Raw genomic sequence first — 16,807 nt, 5'->3', positions numbered from 1 at the left:
CGTCGTAGTTGGGTATCCGATGACTTACCGGCTGCCCAGCGGAGTCGATACGGTCGACTCGACCTGGTATTTCATCTCGCCCCGGTCTTTCTCGATGGCCGAGCGGCCTTCTTTCATCCAGAGCGGCAGGGGCGCATCTTTCAGGTAGTAATCGAAGAACTGATACAGCCGGATGCTCAGGTCTTTGGCGTTGTACCGCTGGGTCAGGTTGTGGCCTTCGCCGTTGTAGACCAGCATCCAGGCGGGCTTGTTGAGCCGGCGCAGGGCCGAAAACAGTTCGATACCCTGGTACCAGGGCACAGCCCCGTCGGCATCGTTGTGCATGATCAGCAGGGGCGTTTCGACCCGGTTGGCGTAGAACAGGGGCGAGTTTTCGAGGTAGTTCATGGGCCGATCCCAGAGCGTACCGCCGATACGGCTCTGCGTTTTTTCGTACTGAAACGCCCGGCTCATACCCGTTTCCCAGCGAATACCCCCGTAGGCCGAGGTCATGTTGGCGACGGGCGCACCCGCTTCGGCCGCCCGAAACAGGTTGGTGCGCGTAACCAGATAGGCCGTCTGGTAGCCACCCCAGCTCTGGCCCTGCACACCCAGCCGGTCGCGGTCGACATAGCCCCGGTTGAGCAGGCTCAGCACCCCCGGCACAATGCAGTCGTAGGCGTTGGGACCCGGCTGCCCGGTTGTGTACACGATGTCGGGTACAAACACCAGATAGCCGTTCGACACGCAGTAGGCAATGTTGATGGTCGAGCGGCTCGGCGCGGGGGCTTTGTAGTCGTTCAGCGTTTCGGCATTGCGCTCGTAGAAATAGGTGAGCATGGGGTACTTTTGTTTGGGGTCAAAGCCTTCGGGCTTGTAGAGCAGCCCTTCGAGCGGCACCCCGTTGGTCCCCATCCATTTCACCAGTTCGACCGATCCCCAGCGAATGCTGTCCTGCTGCGGGTTGGTGCGCGTCAGCTGTACCGCGTTGGCCAGGGTCGTGTCGGTACGAAACAGGTTGATCGACTCCTGAAAATTACCCCGGTAAAACGTCATGGTTGGGGCTTTCCGGGCCTTTTGCAGCCCAAAATAGCGGTGGTTGCTATGGAGCAGCACCCGGGGTTCGCCGGCCGTCCGGGCCGATGCGCTGTGCAGCAGTCCCGTCGATTTGTCGCTTTCCCAGATACCGGTCAGGTAGAGCGGCTGGGCCGGGTCGATGGCCGGATCGGGGCGGTTGGGCTCGTTCGGCATGGGGTCGACGCGCCGGAGCCGGATGTTGTTTTTGCGGCCCCAGCCGGCCGTCAGGTTCATGGGTTTCTCCCGGCCGGTCGGATCGACCTGCCAGATATCGTACCGATCGTAGAGCCAGAGGTAGCGGTCGTTGGTGGTCCAGCCCGCCGAGCCATAGGCGCCGGGCAGGTTGGGGGTGTCGTGTTCTTCGTCGAAGAATTTGCTGGGCAGGCCCCGCGTCAGGTCGATCCGGCGCCCGTCGGCCACCGACCACGCCCGCCAGAGCGAGTCGCGCTCATCGAACCAGCTCACGTAACGCCCGCCCGGCGACAACCGCGCTTCCGACGCCATGATGTCGTTGGCAATGCGTTTTTTCTCGCCCGTCTGCGTATCGATCAGGTACAGGTCGGTATGGCCGGGGTCCCACGAGGCCTGTACCTGGTAAGGCAGATCGCTCAGACCCAACAGGTAACGTGGGTTGCTGCCCGGGTCGAACGCTACCGTGGGCACTTCGCGCGTCGCCATCGGAATCAGTTTGCCGGTACTCAGGTCGGCAATAGTCAGGTAACCGCGTTCTTTTTCTTCTTTCAGGCGTTTCTGCTGCATGGGCTGCAGCCGCGTATCGGTCCAGCTCCAGACATCCATACGCACTTTTTCATCCTCGGGCGTCAGGGTGTCTTTGGTGGGGCGGGGGGCAATGGGTGCCGTCGAAAAGTAAAGCCGCTTGCCATCGTCCGAAAATTTGGGTTCCCGGAATTCGTTGACCGCCCAGCCTTTGGGCACACCCTGCGTCAGCGTGTCGGCCAGCACCCGAAACGGCGCATCGGCCACGGGGGGCTTTCCTTTTCTGGTCCGGGCTGCCGGGGCGGCCTGCCGGTTTTTGTAGTACAGCGTAAATACTTTCACGTCGGCACCGGCGCTGTCGGCCGAGGCCATCCAGGCCAGCTGTTGCCCCGTTTTGTCGACGGCCAGTCCCTTGTACAGTTTACGGGTCGAGTTGGTATCGATGATGCTGGTTTGTCCCGTGGCGGTCGAGAACAGAAACACGCCCGGCACCGGTGCATCGGTTGTCAGCGAGTCGAGGGCCGAGTCTTTGCTATAGAAAATAGCCTGTCCGTTGTCGGAAACGGCCACGCCCGATACGTAGCGAAAGGTTCGGCGGGTACCGTCGGCCAGGTTCAGCAGGGTCAGGTCGTCGCCTTTGGGTTTACGGGCGTTGCCTTTGCGGGCGGTGGCCGTGGTAGAAGTGGGCGGGAGGGGGTTGAGCGTGTCTTTACGCGGAGCCGGGCGGGTAGGAGTGGCCGTCGGCTTGTCGTCTTTACGATCCTGCAACACCGCCAGCCAGGTGGCATTCTCGCGGCCAAACGCCACCGATTTCAGGTTGGGCAGTTTAGTGCGGGCACCCGTGGCCAGATTCAGTACCAGCAAACTGTCTTTTGGCAGTTCGTCAGGCTTCTTTTTCTTCAGTTTGGCTTTCCGGGTATCGGCGTAGGGAGCTTTCAGGCGCATCACCAGAAAGCGGCTGTCGGGGGTAAACTGGGCCTGGTAGCCACGGGGAATGGTGTATTTGGGGGTGGCGCTACCGGCCTCCGCAATTTCCAGGCGGCCGTCGCCCTCCTGCGGGTCGATCTGCCAGGCAACCCAGCGACCATCGTCGGCCAGTTTTTCGGAGCGAACGCTTTGCCAGCGGTCGTAATCACTGGCCGTCAGTGGGCGTTTCTGGGCGCTGGTGGCCAGCGGAATGAGCAGGAGCCAAAAGAAAAGTCGTTGCATGAAGCAGGGAAGTCGTTTAAGGGTCTCGAAACCCGAAGCTACGGAATAAACCGTACACTCACGTGGGTTAGGAAGCCTGTACCGGGCCTGTTTCCACCAAAAACCTACTTATTCTTTTGTTTGTACCACCTGCGATGGTCCAGGACAGGTCGATCCGTGTGTGGTTTGTCGTCTGCAGAACAAACTACACACGACAAACCACAAAAATTATGGGCTAGTGTTCGTCCCGAACCAGTTCGGCCAGGCCCACGCCCGAGTCGGCGGCTCCGTAGTACACCCAGATTTTTTCGGGCTCGCCGGGCGCGGTCGGGAAACGGACCCAGCCATTGGCGAACACCACATTCGGGAAAAAGCCTTCGCGCTCCCACGGCAGCTCGGGTAGCAGCAGCGGCTCGTCGGACCGATCCAGCACGATCGATGGGTCGGTGAGGTCGAGCAGGGCCAGGGCCAGCGAATAGGCATGCGTAGGGTCGGCACCGTGGTAGCATACCAGCCAGCCATCGTCGACGCGCAGCGGCTCGGGCCCCGCGCCGATCTTGGCGCCTTCCCAGTCGTAGCGCGGGTCGATACCCCCACGCCCCCCGAACAGAAATCGGTGGTTGCCCCAGTGAACCCCGTCGGGCGAGTCGGCCAGCCAGACCGAAGGTTTGCCAATGTCCGACACCATGGGGCGGTGCAGCACGTAGTAGCGGCCGTTGATGCGTTCGGGAAACAGCGCCACATCTTTATTGGGCGGGGGCAGGATCATACCCACCCGCTCGACAGTTACAAAATCGTCGGTAACGGCCAGACCCACGCCCGGCCCGTGTTCCGATACCGCCGTGTAGGTAATCCAGTAGCGGCCGTCGAGCCGCGTAATCCGGGCATCTTCGATTCCGAACGACTCGTCCATCCGGTCCGGAAACAAGAAAGGAGTCGGGTCGATGGTGAAGTGAATGCCATCCGGGCTGCGGGCCAGCCGCAGGTGGCTCAGCGATGTCAGATAGGTCTTACCATCCAGCGTTACCACGCGGGGGTCGTAGGGGCCTTCGGGTTCGGGAAAGTGCTTCACCGTCAGCGCCGGTGTGCCTGTTTCATCAGTCAGCATCGGCACACTGATCTGGCCGGGCCGGGCGGGGGGCGCTTCGGCGACACGCAGCAGCAGCAGCACCTCATCGCCCACCAGACAGGCGGCCGGATTAAAGGCCCCCAGTACGGAAAACCCCTCTACAGCGGGTAAAACATCGGTTGTTTTTAAAATTGGCTGGTCGGAAAGTCGGCGAAGTTTATAGTTTTGCACGGTAGTCGGCATTAAGCGGTTGGGACATCTGGTCGGCACTCGATTCGAGCAGCTACCCTGTTTAAACCGCAAAAGCCGGGTGGAGTTTAGCCACCGGCCGTTTGCTCGATTAGTCGGGCGGGCGGATAACCCTCACCTGCGCTACCAGGTTAGGAAAGCGTACAAAAACAGACCTTATTTAGCCATGATGAACCAGCTAGCGTTTGACCAGGACGAAGACGTGCTGATGATGAATCCAGATCCTGAAACTGCGGCTTTCGAAGACGACGATGACGACTTCGATGGCGGTGCCGAATTCGACGAACTGGGCTCAGGAAACACCAGCGGATACGGCGAAGACGATCTTGCCGATATCGACGACGAAGAATTCGATGAAGCCAATCTGGACGATGATCTGGATCTGGATCTCGATGACGACGATCTGGACGACGATATAGACTAAGCCGGATGGGGCTGTACTCCGCAGCCCTGCCAATCACCCTATTACCAGACTACGTATGACTCCCCAGCAACAAAATGTGGAAAAGGAAGAGATGGTAGAGCCCGCATCGACCAACAATGGTCCCGATGAAACGGCTCCCGACGCCGACACCCAGTCGTCTGATGCCAGCCAGGCTGGCCATCGCACGGCCGAAGGTGGCTCGCGTGCCCCCATCGATCCGGCCGAAGGCGCTTAGGCGTTCGCATACCGGTCTGCCCAGCGGGCGTACTACCAGTCATCAGCGGCTGGTAGTACGCCCGTCTTTTTTGGCCAGCACTGAGAGCAGGGTCTGGCACTTCATTTCGGTTTCGAGCCACTCGCGCTCCGGCACCGAATCTTCGGTGAGGCCGGCACCGGCGTAAAGCGTTGCCAGCCGTCCTTCGAGTTTCATACAGCGGATATGCACATACAGGTTGCTGGCGGGGCCATCGCTGCCGGCCGGGCTGTTGACGGGCCCCAGAAAACCCGCATAGAGCTCCCGCTCATGGGGTTCGTGGCTGGCAATAAAATCGATGGCCCGGTCGCGGGGCATGCCGCACACGGCCGAGGTGGGGTGCAACAGCCGCAGCATAACCGTACTCAGCTGTGGGTAATGAACCGCCTGCGTGTCGACTGTAAAGCGGGTACTGAGGTGCATCAGGTTGCCCGCAATAATGGTTTTCGGACCTTCTTCAAGGTATTCGCGCAGCCGTATTTTTTTGAAACACTCGATGATATAGCGGCTCACCAGGGCCTGCTCTTCGATTTCTTTCTGCGACCACATGGCTTCCGACGGTCGCTTGGGCGTACCGTCGGGTTCGTAGGCCGACTGCGTACCGGCCAGCGATACGGTCTGAAACAAGCCGTTGGCCTGCTGGCTGATGAGCCGCTCGGGCGTGGCACTGATCCAGATCTGGCCCCGCTCCGGAATCGACACGGCCGATACGAACGCGGTTGGGTAGGTGGCACACAGGGCATCGAACAGGGCTACGGCGTCGGGCGCACTCGTATACTGAAGCTGCTTGGTGCGCGAGAGCACCACCTTGCGCACATCGCCCCGTTGCATGGCGGCTACGGCTTCGGCCGCGTTGTGGAGGTACGTTTCGCGCTGGGCGTCGTCGGGTAAGACCGTAAAGGCATTGATCGCCGGGCCCGCCTGTACAGGCCGGGGCCGAATTGCCTGCCGAAAACGTTCGGCATCGGGGCCGGGCGCATAGGTCAGTGTGGCGGGGGCATCGGTCGTAAAACGAGCCTGGAGGTCGGCGCGCAGAAACAACGACTGGGCGGGGTTGTCGAGGCCGCCGTCGAGGTTGTCGAACGGACTCACCACAAATCCCGCCGGCAGTTCGTCGAGGTCGACCACCACGTGGGGCAGCGTTTCTTCAAACGATACGATCAGGTGTTTATCCTGCTGGCTGGGCAGTCGCCACAGGGCGGCTGGCAGGCCAAGGTGCCGGGCCGTATCCCAGAGATCGGCAGCCGTGGGCTGATGGGTAACTACTGAGTTGATGACGTAATCCGCTTGCATACGAAGAATCGGTCGCAAAAAGGGCCGCTGACAGGACAACAGTTTGTGGGCGGATTTTGTGCAGCCGGGCTCCGTTTCGGGCGTTTTTTTTGTGTTGTTACCAGCGTTGTGGGGGCGTTGATGACCTACTGGCCGCCCATAATGGCCACCGTAAGCCGGCTGATGCAGACAAGCCGGTCGGCTTCGTCGGTGATGCGGATATCCCAGACATGGGTCGAACGGCCGGTGTGGATGGGCGTGCAGCGGCCATAGACCCAGCCGCTCCGCACAGCCCGCAGGTGGTTGGCGTTGATCTCCAGCCCCACGGCCTTTTGCGTAGTGGGATCATCGAGCAGCATCCACGAGGCAACACTTCCCAGCGACTCGGCGAGTACCACTGAGGCTCCACCGTGCAGAATACCGAATGGTTGGTGGGTGCGGCCATCGACCGGCATCCGGGCAATCAGATAGCCTTCGCCGGCCTCCGTAAACTCGATCCCGAGGTGCTTGACAATCGAGTCGACGTGGGCGAACTGAAGGGCACTTAGATCGAAAGCAGCTTTCATAACGAGGTGATTTTGCGTAGTTTTGCCCCCTGTTTTCCGAAACGACAAATCTACAGTCTTGCAGCATAAAATCATCTACCTGATTCGCCACGGCGAAACCGATTACAACCGCCGGGGTGTAGTACAGGGCAGTGGCGTCGATTCTGACCTGAACGCCATGGGGCGGGCCCAGGCTCAGGCTTTCTTTGAGGCTTATCAGCACGTTCCGTTTCAGAAAATTTTCATCTCGGGGCTTAAGCGCACCTACCAGACCGCCGAGCCGTTTATCAGCCTGGGCATTCCATACGAGTCGCTGACGGGCTTCAATGAGATCAGTTGGGGCATCATGGAAGGCCGGGTGCCGGGCAGCACCGAAGACGTGTACTACAAAAGCCTGACCGATGCCTGGGCCGCCGGTCGTACCGATACCACTACCGACGGGGGCGAGAGCCCCGATCAGGTGGCTGCCCGGCAGCGCGAGGCCATGGCCGTGGTGCTGGCCAACCCCACCGAAACGCCGGTGCTGATTGCCATGCACGGCCGCGCCATCCGGATCCTGCTATGCTGGCTCACGGGCCGCCCCCTCTCAGAAATGGATCAGTTCGAACACAGCAACCTGTGTCTGTATAAACTCCGCTACGACTACGACACCCGCCAGTTCACCATTGAGTTGAGCAACGACACCGCGCACCTGCTCTCGCTGGCGATGGGTTAGTAGCTGCCGGCGGTTTTCGCCCTTTCTTACCCGTATAGCTCCATTAATGTAGTAATCCGGCCACTATGACCGGCTTGTCGTACTTTCGTATAGTATGCGCTAAACGTGTTGCCAGCGAATGGGTCCAGGAAAACAGAAAATATATTGGATTTGCCAGATCTTCGGCTGGACATTACTGATCCTGATCGAATACCTGGCTTATCTGCTGCAGGATGGCTTTGATCCGAATGCCGTGTATCTGGCGATTGCCAATATCGGCCTCGGTATCTCCTTGACGCACCTGTACCGGCGCATGATCCGGCGATTGAACTGGGTGCGGCTGCCGTTTCTGCAACTGGCTCCCCGCGTGCTGCTGTCGGTGTTTGTGCTCGCCCTGATCATGACTGCCGTCAACCTGCCCATCGACCGACTGATTGTGCCCGATTACCTCGTCGACGAGCCCTGGGTGGTCATCGGCTACATCATGACCTGGGGTAAAACCATGCTGGCCTGGGTGCTCAGCTATACAGTCTATCATTACGTCGAGCGCACCCGCGACGCCGAAATCGAGCAGATTCTGCTTAAAACGAGCATCCGCGATACCGAAGCCAAAGTGCTGCGTTCGCAGCTGAACCCGCACTTTGTGTTCAACGCACTCAACAGTATCCGGGCGCTGGTCTATGAAAATCCCACCAAAGCGCAGCAGAGCATTACGCAACTCTCCAACCTGCTCCGCAACTCGCTCCTGGCCGATCGGCGCAAGACCGTGGAGCTGCGCGAAGAAATCAAGACGGTAGAAGATTACCTGGCGCTTGAGAAGGTCCGCTACGAAGAACGGCTGAACTCCCGCATCAACCTCGACTCGCGCACGCTATTCTGGCAGGTGCCCCCCATGATGCTGCAGACACTGGTCGAAAACGCCATCAAGCATGGCGTGTCGCAGGCGGTCAGCGGGGGCTTTATCGAGGTACTGTCGACGGTCGACGCCGATAAGCTGCACATTTCCATCCGCAACACGGGTACCCTTGGTGACAAGGAAGCGTCGGGTGGGTTTGGCCTGGCCAACACGGCACAGCGGCTCGACCTGCTCTATGGCCCCGACGCGGCCTTCAGCATTGCTCAGGAAGACGACAACGTGGTGCGGGCCGATATTGTGATCCCCATGCAGTCGGACACGATCTTTCGTCGGCGTGAAACGGCAACATCGTAATCCGTTTTCAGGCTGCGGTTTACAGGGCGCTCCCTTCTTTGCCTGTTACCCGTTGCCTGTCCTGAGCCGTACACCAAAAACTGCTATACAGAAAACTCTAGACCAACATAATGAAAACCCTCCTGATCGACGATGAACGGCTGGCCCGCAACGAGCTCCGCCGGTTACTCGAAAATTTTCCTAAAATTCAGATTGTGGGCGAGGCTGCCAATGCCGATGAAGCCCTGCCGATGATCGACGAGCTGGAACCCGAGCTGCTGTTTCTGGATATACAGATGCCCGGCAAAAACGGGTTCGAGCTGTTGCAATCGATCGAAGGCAAAGCGCCGGAGGTGATTTTTACAACCGCCTACGATGAGTATGCCATCAAAGCCTTCGAGTTCAATGCCCTCGATTACCTGCTGAAGCCCGTTGAGCTGGCGCGGCTCTCCGAGGCCATCCACCGGGTCGAAGAAGAATTGCACAGTGCCGAGCCTGCCAGCCCGGCCGGAACCCCATCGACCAAAACGCTGGGCGAGAACGACCAGGTGTTCGTGAAAGACGGCGAAAAGTGCTGGTTTGTGAAGCTGGGCAAGGTACGACTCTTCGAATCGATGGGTAACTACGTGCGGCTGTATTTCGACGATCAGAAGCCGCTGGTTCTTAAGTCGTTGAACGCGCTGGAAGACCGGCTCAATCCGGCTACTTTTTTCCGGGCCAACCGCAAGCACATCATCAATCTGCAGTGGATCGAGAAAATCGAGCCCTGGTTCAGCGGTGGTCTGCTGGTGACGCTTCGGGGGGGCGATAAAATCGAAATAAGCCGGCGGCAGGCAATTCGGTTTAAAGATTTGTTAAGTTTGTAGAAGGGCCGACCGGTGACAAACATATGTACAACGGCGGTTCGCGTCGGTACTTAGTCTCCGGCTGGCGGTCGTTGGGGCCGTCGCTTCCTCAACGGTATGATTACATTGCTTCGCCTGGCATTGCCCGGCTGCCTGCTGGTGCTGGCGGCCTGTTCCCCTACACCATCGGGTCCGCCCGCCCTCGATCGAAAAGCGTATACACTGACGGGTGCCAGTCAGTGCGACACCACCACCAATAAAGGCATTGATCTGTCGGTTTCGTATCTCCAGCTCCGCGATGAGTCGGATGCGGCCCGGCAGATCAACGACAGCCTGCAGCAACTGGGCGTGGGCAGCATCACGGCCTGGCTCGACAGCACCGATGTAGCCACCCATCCCGAAGCCCGTACCAATCTGAAAGCGGCCGCCGATCTGTTTGCCGCCAGCTACCAGTCGCTGCTGAGCGAGATGGGCGGGCTGGGTGGCTGCTGGCAGCTCGAAACCAAAATGGATACGCTGTTCTCGAGTCCGAATCTGCTGACGGCCCGCATGGAAACGTTTGCCTACACGGGGGGCGCCCACCCCAACGCCAACGTTACGCTGATGACCTTCGACCGCCGAACGGGCCGCCCCGTCAACCTGGCCGACATTGTGGCTGATACCACGGCGCTGCTGGGCGTAGTCGAAACGGCCTTCCGCAAACAGCAGGGGTTGCTGCCGCAGTATAACCTCGAAGAGCGGGGCTATTTCCTGCGCGACGGTCACTTCTTCCTGCCGGCCAACATCGGCGTGGGGCGCAAGGGCCTTATCTTTTATTACAACCCCTACGAAATAGCGGCCTATGCCGTGGGGCCGATCGAAGTGGTGGTGCCCTACGAGCAGATGAACGGTATGCTGAAAAGTGGCTGGATGTAGCCCGGATCAGACAAATTTGATTTTGTTGAGGGCGAAGAACGTCATCTTCAGCAACAACCAGCCGTGGCTGAAGCGCGAGATGTTTGTTTCGCCGTAGGTGCGGGCCCGATACCGAATCGGAATCTCGACAAACTGCAGGTTTAGTTTGGCCGATCCGAAAATCAGGTCGAAGTCGCCGAAGGGGTCGAAATCGCCGAAGTAACTGCGGTTGGCAATCAGACGCTGGTAATTGGCCTGGGTAAGTACCTTGGTGCCGCACAGGGTATCTTTGATGCGCTGGTTGAGCAGCCACGAAAAAGCAATCGAGAAAAACTTGTTGCCCAGCAGGTTCAGCGTGCGCATGGCTTCTTTCTCCATGGGATATACAAGCCGGGTGCCGTTGATGTATTCCCCTTTGCCCGACGCAATGGCGTCGAAAAACTTGGGCAGATCTTCGGGCGGAACGGTCATGTCGGCATCCAGAATCATCAGAATATCGCCCGTGGCCATCCCAAATCCCTTCCGAACGGCGTCTCCCTTGCCCTTGCCATCCTGTTGCACACACTTGATGTCACGCACCGTTCGATAGTGGGCCGTTACGCGCTGAATTTCGGCCCAGGTATCGTCGGTCGAGTTGCCCTCCACAAAAATCAGCTCGGTGTGCCGGCCCATCTGGGGAGTGCGCCTGACAATCGATTCGATGTTGCCGCTCTCGTTGCGGGCCGGTACCACCACCGTAACGGTATGGTCGGCCGCGGGTTTGCGCTGGTGTTGGCTGCGGGCCACGATAAACGAATAGAGCCCGAAGTAGTTGAACAGCGGCAGGTTGGCCACGTAGCGATTCAGAAAGGTCGACAGCAGGGGCACATAGCGGGGCATGAGCAGCTTGCGACCCGTGCGGACAACGTCGAGGTCGGCCACGTCGAGCAGGTTGGTAATGTCGGCGCGGTCGAGCCAGTTCTGGCGGGCTTCGGGCATTTTGAGGCCCAGCCGTTCGGCCATGGTCAGCACCGGTGTCCAGAGCGCATTGCGGTACGTGATAAGGATGCGCGTGTCGGGATGGCATACGGCGTGCAGCTCACTGAGTACCTGCTGCACATCGGTGAAGTAGCCGATGGTATCGCTGAGCACCACGTAGTCGAAGCGTTCGTTGAGCGCCGACAGCGCAGCGGCATCGAGAACCTGAAAGTGGAGGTGGGGGTAAGCGGCCTGGGCATGGGCCACGAAATCGGGGTTAAGGTCGATGCCGACCCCGCGGGCAGGGGCGAGGGCATTGAGCACGTAGCCCGTGCCACAGCCAATTTCCAGCACCGAGCGCTGGGTGGGAATGGTATACTTGAGAAAATCGATCAGACACCGGTAGTAGTAGCGATTGCGACCAATCCAGCGATCCCGTTCAGGGCCAGTCATGAGGAAGGTTGTAAAAAAAGTTAGGCGTGGGCGTAATACTAACGCATAGGACCGAAAACACAAACAGGTTGTGTGTAGGCGGTAGAAGGCGCTCCTTCCCGAAAAAACCGATTAGGTTTGTGGCTCAGACGTTCAGACACTATGCAACGGTCGACCTACGGACTCATTCTGCTGCTGATTGGCTTCTTTGGTATCAAAGTGCTGCGTTTTCAGACGCTGGGCTACACCTTCAACGACATGTATGCCTTTCTGCAGATGTCGCACAGCTGGCTGGATGGGCGGCCGTTCATGTACGACAATATCTGGGGGTATCACCACCGCATTCACAACTACTACACCGTACTGCTCTGGGGGCCGCTGACCTACTGGTTTGGCGCCTACGGTCTGTTTGCCGTTCAGGCGGGGCTGCTGGCAGTGGCCTACGCGCTCGTCAACGAGCGGCTGGGCCGGGGGCCGGCCTGGATGCGCTATACCCTGCTGGGAGTCGTGCTGCTGGGGCCGGTGGCGTTCTGGCTCAACGATCACCCGTCCATCGGCTGGCACACCGAGCTGACGTACCTGCCGGCGGCCCTGCTCTTTGCCCTGGCGTTGCTGAGCCGGCAGCCGCTGGCGATAGGGCTGGCCGGCCTGGGGGTTGTGCTGATTAAAGAAGACGGGGCCATTCTGGCCGCGCTGATTCAGCTGGGATACGAGGCTCTGCGCTGGATCAGGCAGCAACCCGGTCAATCGTGGCTGGCCGGGCTCAGACAGCCCCGGCTCTGGGTCATCGCGGGCGGCTGGGTGCTTGTTTTTGGCCTGGGCATGGTGTGGCTCCGGCTCAAGAACAGTGCGCCCGAGCCGCGTCTGCAGCAGGCCATGGCGTTGCTGACTGCCAACATCGGCGAGCGGGCGTTCTGGAAACAGATGCTGGGCCTGCTGAGTCGTTCGCTGCTGCTGCTGCTCCCCGTGCTGGCCATACTGGTGCTCTGGTTGCGGCAGTGGCGTGGCCACCGCCCCTGGGCCGTGCTGGGCCTGTGGCTGGTGGGGGTAGCCGTGCTGACAGCCCTCAACTTCGTGCAGAGCGTGCTGTACTTCGGGCAACCCCTGTTCTACCTGGTGTCGCTGACATGGCCCCCGCGCTTCGTGCTCGTGTGGGGTTTCTCGGCGGCTTATCTCCTGCTGCTGGCCGGCCTTTTCACAGATCAGTGGCAGCCCCTGTCGGCCCGTACCACCGCCCTGACCGTGGTGGTGCTGCTGCTGGTGCAGGTGCCGCTCCTGTACATAGCCCGCCCCGACATACCCGATGCCCGCGACTGGCTGGGCGTGGTGCGGGGGCAGCCGGCCCGCTATATGGACCGGACGCTGCTGCAACCCGACGACCTGGCCGTGGTGCGTTGCCTGGCCGATGCACTGCCCCGGCACGCCAGCGTCTTTGTCTACGATTTTCTGGTGCCGTACTTCCATCGTCAGTATGGTATATGGCCTACCGGCCGACAATACGAACCGGCCGATATAGCGCTTATTCCGCGGCCCGATACGCCTGGCTTACGCAAAGCGTTACCCATGAAGCCACCCTACGACGTGATTCACCTGCGGGCCTACGACCTGTACGTGGCCACGCGCTACCGAACGCAGGTTCAGACCTGCCTGCCTCCACCGGCCGACCGTCGGTAAACAGGGCCTGGGCGGAACGCCGGGGGGCTGCTCGCTCAGATAGTAGCCCGCAACGGGCCTGCACATGTACACTTGACTATCTTTACGCCCGAATGATACGGACCTGTCCTGATCGACGCCTGCCCTGGCCTTCCTGCCGGCGCCGAAAGCATCGGGGCACGCCAGCTGCCCCGTCTGGCAGGTCGCCGTTTTTTACTACACTATATGCAATCACTGTACCCCTGGCGTAGGGCTGTAACGCTGTCCTGTCTGCTACTCCTGCTTTTTTTTGCGTTTAAGACACTGCGGTTTCAGGCACTGTACTACACTTTCAACGACATGTATATTTTCATCCAGTCGTCGTGCAGCTGGCTGGATGGCCGGCCGCTGCTGTACGAAAACATCTGGGGCTACGACAGTCGTATTCATAACAACTACATCCTGCTGCTTTTCGGCCCGCTGATCTACGGGTGGGGCGTCTACGGCGCGTTTGGGACACTGGTGCTGCTGTTGCTGGTGAGTTACTGGCTATTGCTTAAAACGCTGGCCCGTCGGGGGAGCTGGTTTATGTGGCTCACGCTGGCGGTGCTGTTGTTCGGGCCGGTCTGGTTCTGGTACAACGAACATCCGGGTATTGGCTGGCATCCCGAACTGCTGTACTACCCGCTCGTGCTGCTGTTTATGCTGGCGCTCACGACTGCCACAACGGCCTGGCCGGTCTGGGTAACGGGGGGGCTTATTGTGCTGGTCAAGGAAGATGGCGCGCTGCTGGCGGGTTCAGTTCACCTGGCCGTGATCTGTCTGCAGTACCTGCGGGCCGATGCCGGCCGTCGGGTGCTGGGTGTGCTGGGGCAGCGCCGGTTCTGGCTGACAGCCGTAGGCTGGGCCGGGGTCTTTGTGGCAGGTGTGCTGTTTCTGTCGTTCAAAAACCGGGCGGCCGAACCCGAACCCCGGCTTCAGCAGGCCCTCATGGCCATCCGGACGGGGATAACCGACCCGACGTTTATTCAGATAAACCTGACCCTGCTGGGCCAGACCCTGCTGCTGCTGCTGCCTTCGATGGGTATGCTGGTACTGGTGCTGAACCGGACGGGCAACCGGCAGGCGGGAAGTATCTGGCTGGTGTATGCCGTGGCCCAAACGGCCCTGCTGCTGTCGAACTGGGTACAGGGATCGACCTACTACGGTACCAACCCGTTGTTTTATCTGGTATCGCTGACCTGGCCCCCGCGTTTTGTGCTGGTCTACGCCTTTTCGGTGGCCTACGTGGTGGCGGTATGGCTGCTCTACGGCGCCGACGCCCGGCCCTTGCCCCGGTTGTGGGTGATCGGTCTGGGCGTGGTGCTGTTCCTGATCCAGCTTCCGATTGTTTCGCTGGCGCGGCCCGACGTCGACTACCAGTCCACCTTTGTCAGTACGTTCACGCACCGCTTCGATCCCGTCAAGGAGCCCCTGTTGCCTGCCCGCGATGTTGCTATTGTGACGCAGCTGGCCCAGACCATTCCGCCCCGGTCGAGCGTGTTTATGTTCGATTACCTGATTCCGTTTTTCCACCGCCACTACAACATCTGGCCCACGGGCAAGCAGTGGCAGAACGCCGATCTGGCCATTGTGCCGCGAACTGGTTTTGAGCCGCTGCGGGCCTATGTGCCAAAGGCGATGAAACAACCGTACCGCCGGATAGCGTTATCGACCTATGAGGTGTACGTAACACCGGCCTTCGAACCCTATCTGACCAAAGCGCTCCATGACAACCGCTGAATTTGCCCAGTCGCTCACCGGCCCGCAGCCCCCCGCCGGTGTGTCGCCCCTGCTCCAGGCCCTCTGGCATGATGCCAACGGCAACTGGGAAGCCGCCCACGCCATTGCGCAGGACCGCGAAGGGGAGCCCGACCACGATCGGCTGCATGCTTACCTGCACCGCAAAGAAGGCGACGACTGGAACGCCGGTTACTGGTACCGCCGGGCGCGCACACCCGTTTTCACCGGTACTCTCGATCAGGAGTGGCAGGCGCTGGTGGCGCAGTGGCTGACAAGCTAGCGTCGTTTCGGCCGCCTGTCTCTGAACGCTTCCGGCGGTCGGGAACGGTCGGCCGTAGCCACCAAAAAAAAGGCCGCTCCCCGAAAGAAGCGGCCATCGTCTGTCGATGAATCGGTAATGAACTTACTGGGCGTAGGCTTCGTCGGCCATGAGTACGTCGCTGACCGGCGTAAGCGGCAGACCGAAGGCATCGGCTACCCCTTTGTAGACGACTTTACCGTCGACCACGTTGAGGCCCAGTTGAAGATCTTTATTGTCGCGGCAAGCCTGCTGCCAGCCTTTGTCGGCCAGTTGCAGTGCGTAGGGCAGGGTGGCATTGGTCAGGGCTACCGTGCTCGTGTAGGGCACAGCACCCGGCATGTTGGCTACGCAGTAGTGCACCACACCGTCGATGATGTAGGTCGGATCTTCGTGGGTGGTGGGCCGGCAGGTTTCAATGCAACCACCCTGATCCACGGCTACGTCGACCAGCACCGTGCCCGGCCGCATCAGCGACAGCATGTCGCGGGTGATGAGGTGGGGGGCTTTGGCACCCGGAATCAGAACGGCACCCACAATCAGGTCGCATACTTTGATCATCTCCCGAATGTTGTATTCGTTCGACATCATGGTCTGCACGTTGGGGGGCATAATGTCCGACAGGTAGCGCAGGCGGGGCAGGCTCACGTCCATAATGGTTACGTGGGCACCCAGACCGGCCGCCATCTTGGCCGCCTGCGTCCCTACGATGCCACCACCCAGCACCAGCACGTTGGCCGGTTTCACACCCGGCACACCGCCCAGCAGAATGCCACGGCCTTTGAGGGGCTTCTCGAGGTACTTGGCGCCTTCCTGAATGGCCATCCGGCCGGCTACTTCCGACATCGGCACCAGCAGCGGCAGGCTGCGGTCGGGCCGTTCAACGGTTTCGTAGGCCAGGCAAACGGCTTTCTTCGCCAGCATCGCCTGGGTCAGTTCGTCCGACGAGGCAAAGTGGAAATAGGTAAAGAGCAGCTGATTTTCCTTGATCAGGTTGTATTCCGACGCGATGGGTTCCTTCACCTTCATGATCATTTCGGCAATGCCGTAAACGTCTTCGATGGTGGGCAGCATCTGCGCGCCGGCCGCAATGTATTCTTCGTCTTCAAAACCGCTGCTTTCGCCGGCGTTGACCTGTACGTAAACCGTATGGCCATGTTTGCGCAGCTCAGTAACACCAGCGGGCGTCAGTGCCACGCGGTTTTCGTTGTTTTTGATCTCTTTGGGAACACCAATGACCATGACGATGCGGAGTGTTTAGGTTTTCATTGTTGACTGAACAAAAGTACGGGCCTTGCTTCTATTTTCTAG

15 protein-coding genes are annotated in these 16,807 nt (G+C 59.9%); 9 read left to right on the top strand and 6 right to left on the bottom strand.

Annotation, left to right across the window (positions count from 1 at the left end; genetic code table 11):
* Window positions 1-24: 24 nt before the first annotated feature.
* Both ACYVAC_RS00300 and ACYVAC_RS00295 read right to left on the bottom strand, forming a co-directional pair.
* A complete protein-coding gene (locus ACYVAC_RS00300; RefSeq protein WP_461095539.1) occupies window positions 25-2,982 on the bottom strand; it encodes a S9 family peptidase in 2,958 nt (985 codons plus the stop codon).
* Between the two features lie 214 nt (window positions 2,983-3,196).
* A complete protein-coding gene (locus tag ACYVAC_RS00295; protein ID WP_461095538.1) occupies window positions 3,197-4,261 on the bottom strand; it encodes a glycoside hydrolase family 130 protein in 1,065 nt (354 codons plus the stop codon).
* A 184-nt stretch (window positions 4,262-4,445) separates the two neighbouring features.
* Here ACYVAC_RS00295 and ACYVAC_RS00290 point away from each other — a divergent pair, with 184 nt between their 5' ends.
* Both ACYVAC_RS00290 and ACYVAC_RS00285 read left to right on the top strand, forming a co-directional pair.
* The gene (locus tag ACYVAC_RS00290) at window positions 4,446-4,703 is read left to right on the top strand and encodes an adhesin (protein WP_461095537.1); all 258 of its coding nucleotides are present in this window, start codon (window positions 4,446-4,448) and stop codon (window positions 4,701-4,703) included.
* 55 nt (window positions 4,704-4,758) lie between these two features.
* Window positions 4,759-4,938 (top strand): hypothetical protein, encoded by a 180-nt coding sequence (locus ACYVAC_RS00285; RefSeq protein ID WP_461095536.1) that lies wholly within the window; start codon window positions 4,759-4,761, stop codon window positions 4,936-4,938.
* Between the two features lie 42 nt (window positions 4,939-4,980).
* On the opposite strand, the gene ACYVAC_RS00280 is transcribed toward ACYVAC_RS00285, so the two are convergent.
* On the bottom strand, window positions 4,981-6,249 hold the full coding sequence (locus tag ACYVAC_RS00280) for a chorismate-binding protein (protein WP_461095535.1): 1,269 nt from the start codon (window positions 6,247-6,249) through the stop codon (window positions 4,981-4,983).
* Window positions 6,250-6,374: 125 nt separating this feature from the next.
* Window positions 6,375-6,794, bottom strand: coding sequence for a hotdog fold thioesterase (locus ACYVAC_RS00275; RefSeq protein ID WP_461095534.1), 420 nt, complete (start codon window positions 6,792-6,794; stop codon window positions 6,375-6,377).
* 58 nt (window positions 6,795-6,852) lie between these two features.
* On the opposite strand from ACYVAC_RS00275, the gene ACYVAC_RS00270 reads away from it, so the two are divergent.
* The 4 genes from ACYVAC_RS00270 (at window position 6,853) to ACYVAC_RS00255 (ending at window position 10,416) form a co-directional block, all read left to right on the top strand.
* Window positions 6,853-7,488 (top strand): histidine phosphatase family protein, encoded by a 636-nt coding sequence (locus ACYVAC_RS00270; RefSeq protein WP_461095533.1) that lies wholly within the window; start codon window positions 6,853-6,855, stop codon window positions 7,486-7,488.
* 118 nt (window positions 7,489-7,606) lie between these two features.
* Window positions 7,607-8,677, top strand: coding sequence for a sensor histidine kinase (locus ACYVAC_RS00265; RefSeq protein WP_461095532.1), 1,071 nt, complete (start codon window positions 7,607-7,609; stop codon window positions 8,675-8,677).
* A 110-nt stretch (window positions 8,678-8,787) separates the two neighbouring features.
* On the top strand, window positions 8,788-9,522 hold the full coding sequence (locus ACYVAC_RS00260) for a LytR/AlgR family response regulator transcription factor (protein ID WP_461095531.1): 735 nt from the start codon (window positions 8,788-8,790) through the stop codon (window positions 9,520-9,522).
* 96 nt (window positions 9,523-9,618) lie between these two features.
* A complete protein-coding gene (locus ACYVAC_RS00255) occupies window positions 9,619-10,416 on the top strand; it encodes a DUF3298 and DUF4163 domain-containing protein (RefSeq protein ID WP_461095530.1) in 798 nt (265 codons plus the stop codon).
* A 6-nt stretch (window positions 10,417-10,422) separates the two neighbouring features.
* On the opposite strand, the gene ACYVAC_RS00250 is transcribed toward ACYVAC_RS00255, so the two are convergent.
* The gene (locus ACYVAC_RS00250; protein ID WP_461095529.1) at window positions 10,423-11,805 is read right to left on the bottom strand and encodes a glycosyltransferase; all 1,383 of its coding nucleotides are present in this window, start codon (window positions 11,803-11,805) and stop codon (window positions 10,423-10,425) included.
* A gap of 141 nt (window positions 11,806-11,946) precedes the next feature.
* Here ACYVAC_RS00250 and ACYVAC_RS00245 point away from each other — a divergent pair, with 141 nt between their 5' ends.
* From ACYVAC_RS00245 to ACYVAC_RS00235, 3 genes are all read left to right on the top strand, one after another.
* Window positions 11,947-13,458: a hypothetical protein gene (locus tag ACYVAC_RS00245; RefSeq protein ID WP_461095527.1), complete on the top strand. Its 1,512-nt coding sequence runs from the start codon at window positions 11,947-11,949 to the stop codon at window positions 13,456-13,458.
* Window positions 13,459-13,662: 204 nt separating this feature from the next.
* Window positions 13,663-15,198: a hypothetical protein gene (locus ACYVAC_RS00240; RefSeq protein ID WP_461095526.1), complete on the top strand. Its 1,536-nt coding sequence runs from the start codon at window positions 13,663-13,665 to the stop codon at window positions 15,196-15,198.
* Window positions 15,185-15,478: a hypothetical protein gene (locus ACYVAC_RS00235; RefSeq protein ID WP_461095525.1), complete on the top strand. Its 294-nt coding sequence runs from the start codon at window positions 15,185-15,187 to the stop codon at window positions 15,476-15,478. Before ACYVAC_RS00240 ends, ACYVAC_RS00235 begins: the two co-directional genes overlap by 14 nt.
* 123 nt (window positions 15,479-15,601) lie before the next feature.
* On the opposite strand, the gene ald is transcribed toward ACYVAC_RS00235, so the two are convergent.
* A complete protein-coding gene (gene ald, locus ACYVAC_RS00230) occupies window positions 15,602-16,738 on the bottom strand; it encodes an alanine dehydrogenase (protein ID WP_461095524.1) in 1,137 nt (378 codons plus the stop codon).
* Window positions 16,739-16,807 lie beyond the last annotated feature (69 nt).

It is taken from the genome of Spirosoma luteolum (assembly GCF_054778875.1).
Note: the sequence above shows the minus strand (reverse complement) of the source record. Positions and strands in the feature narration are given on the sequence as shown.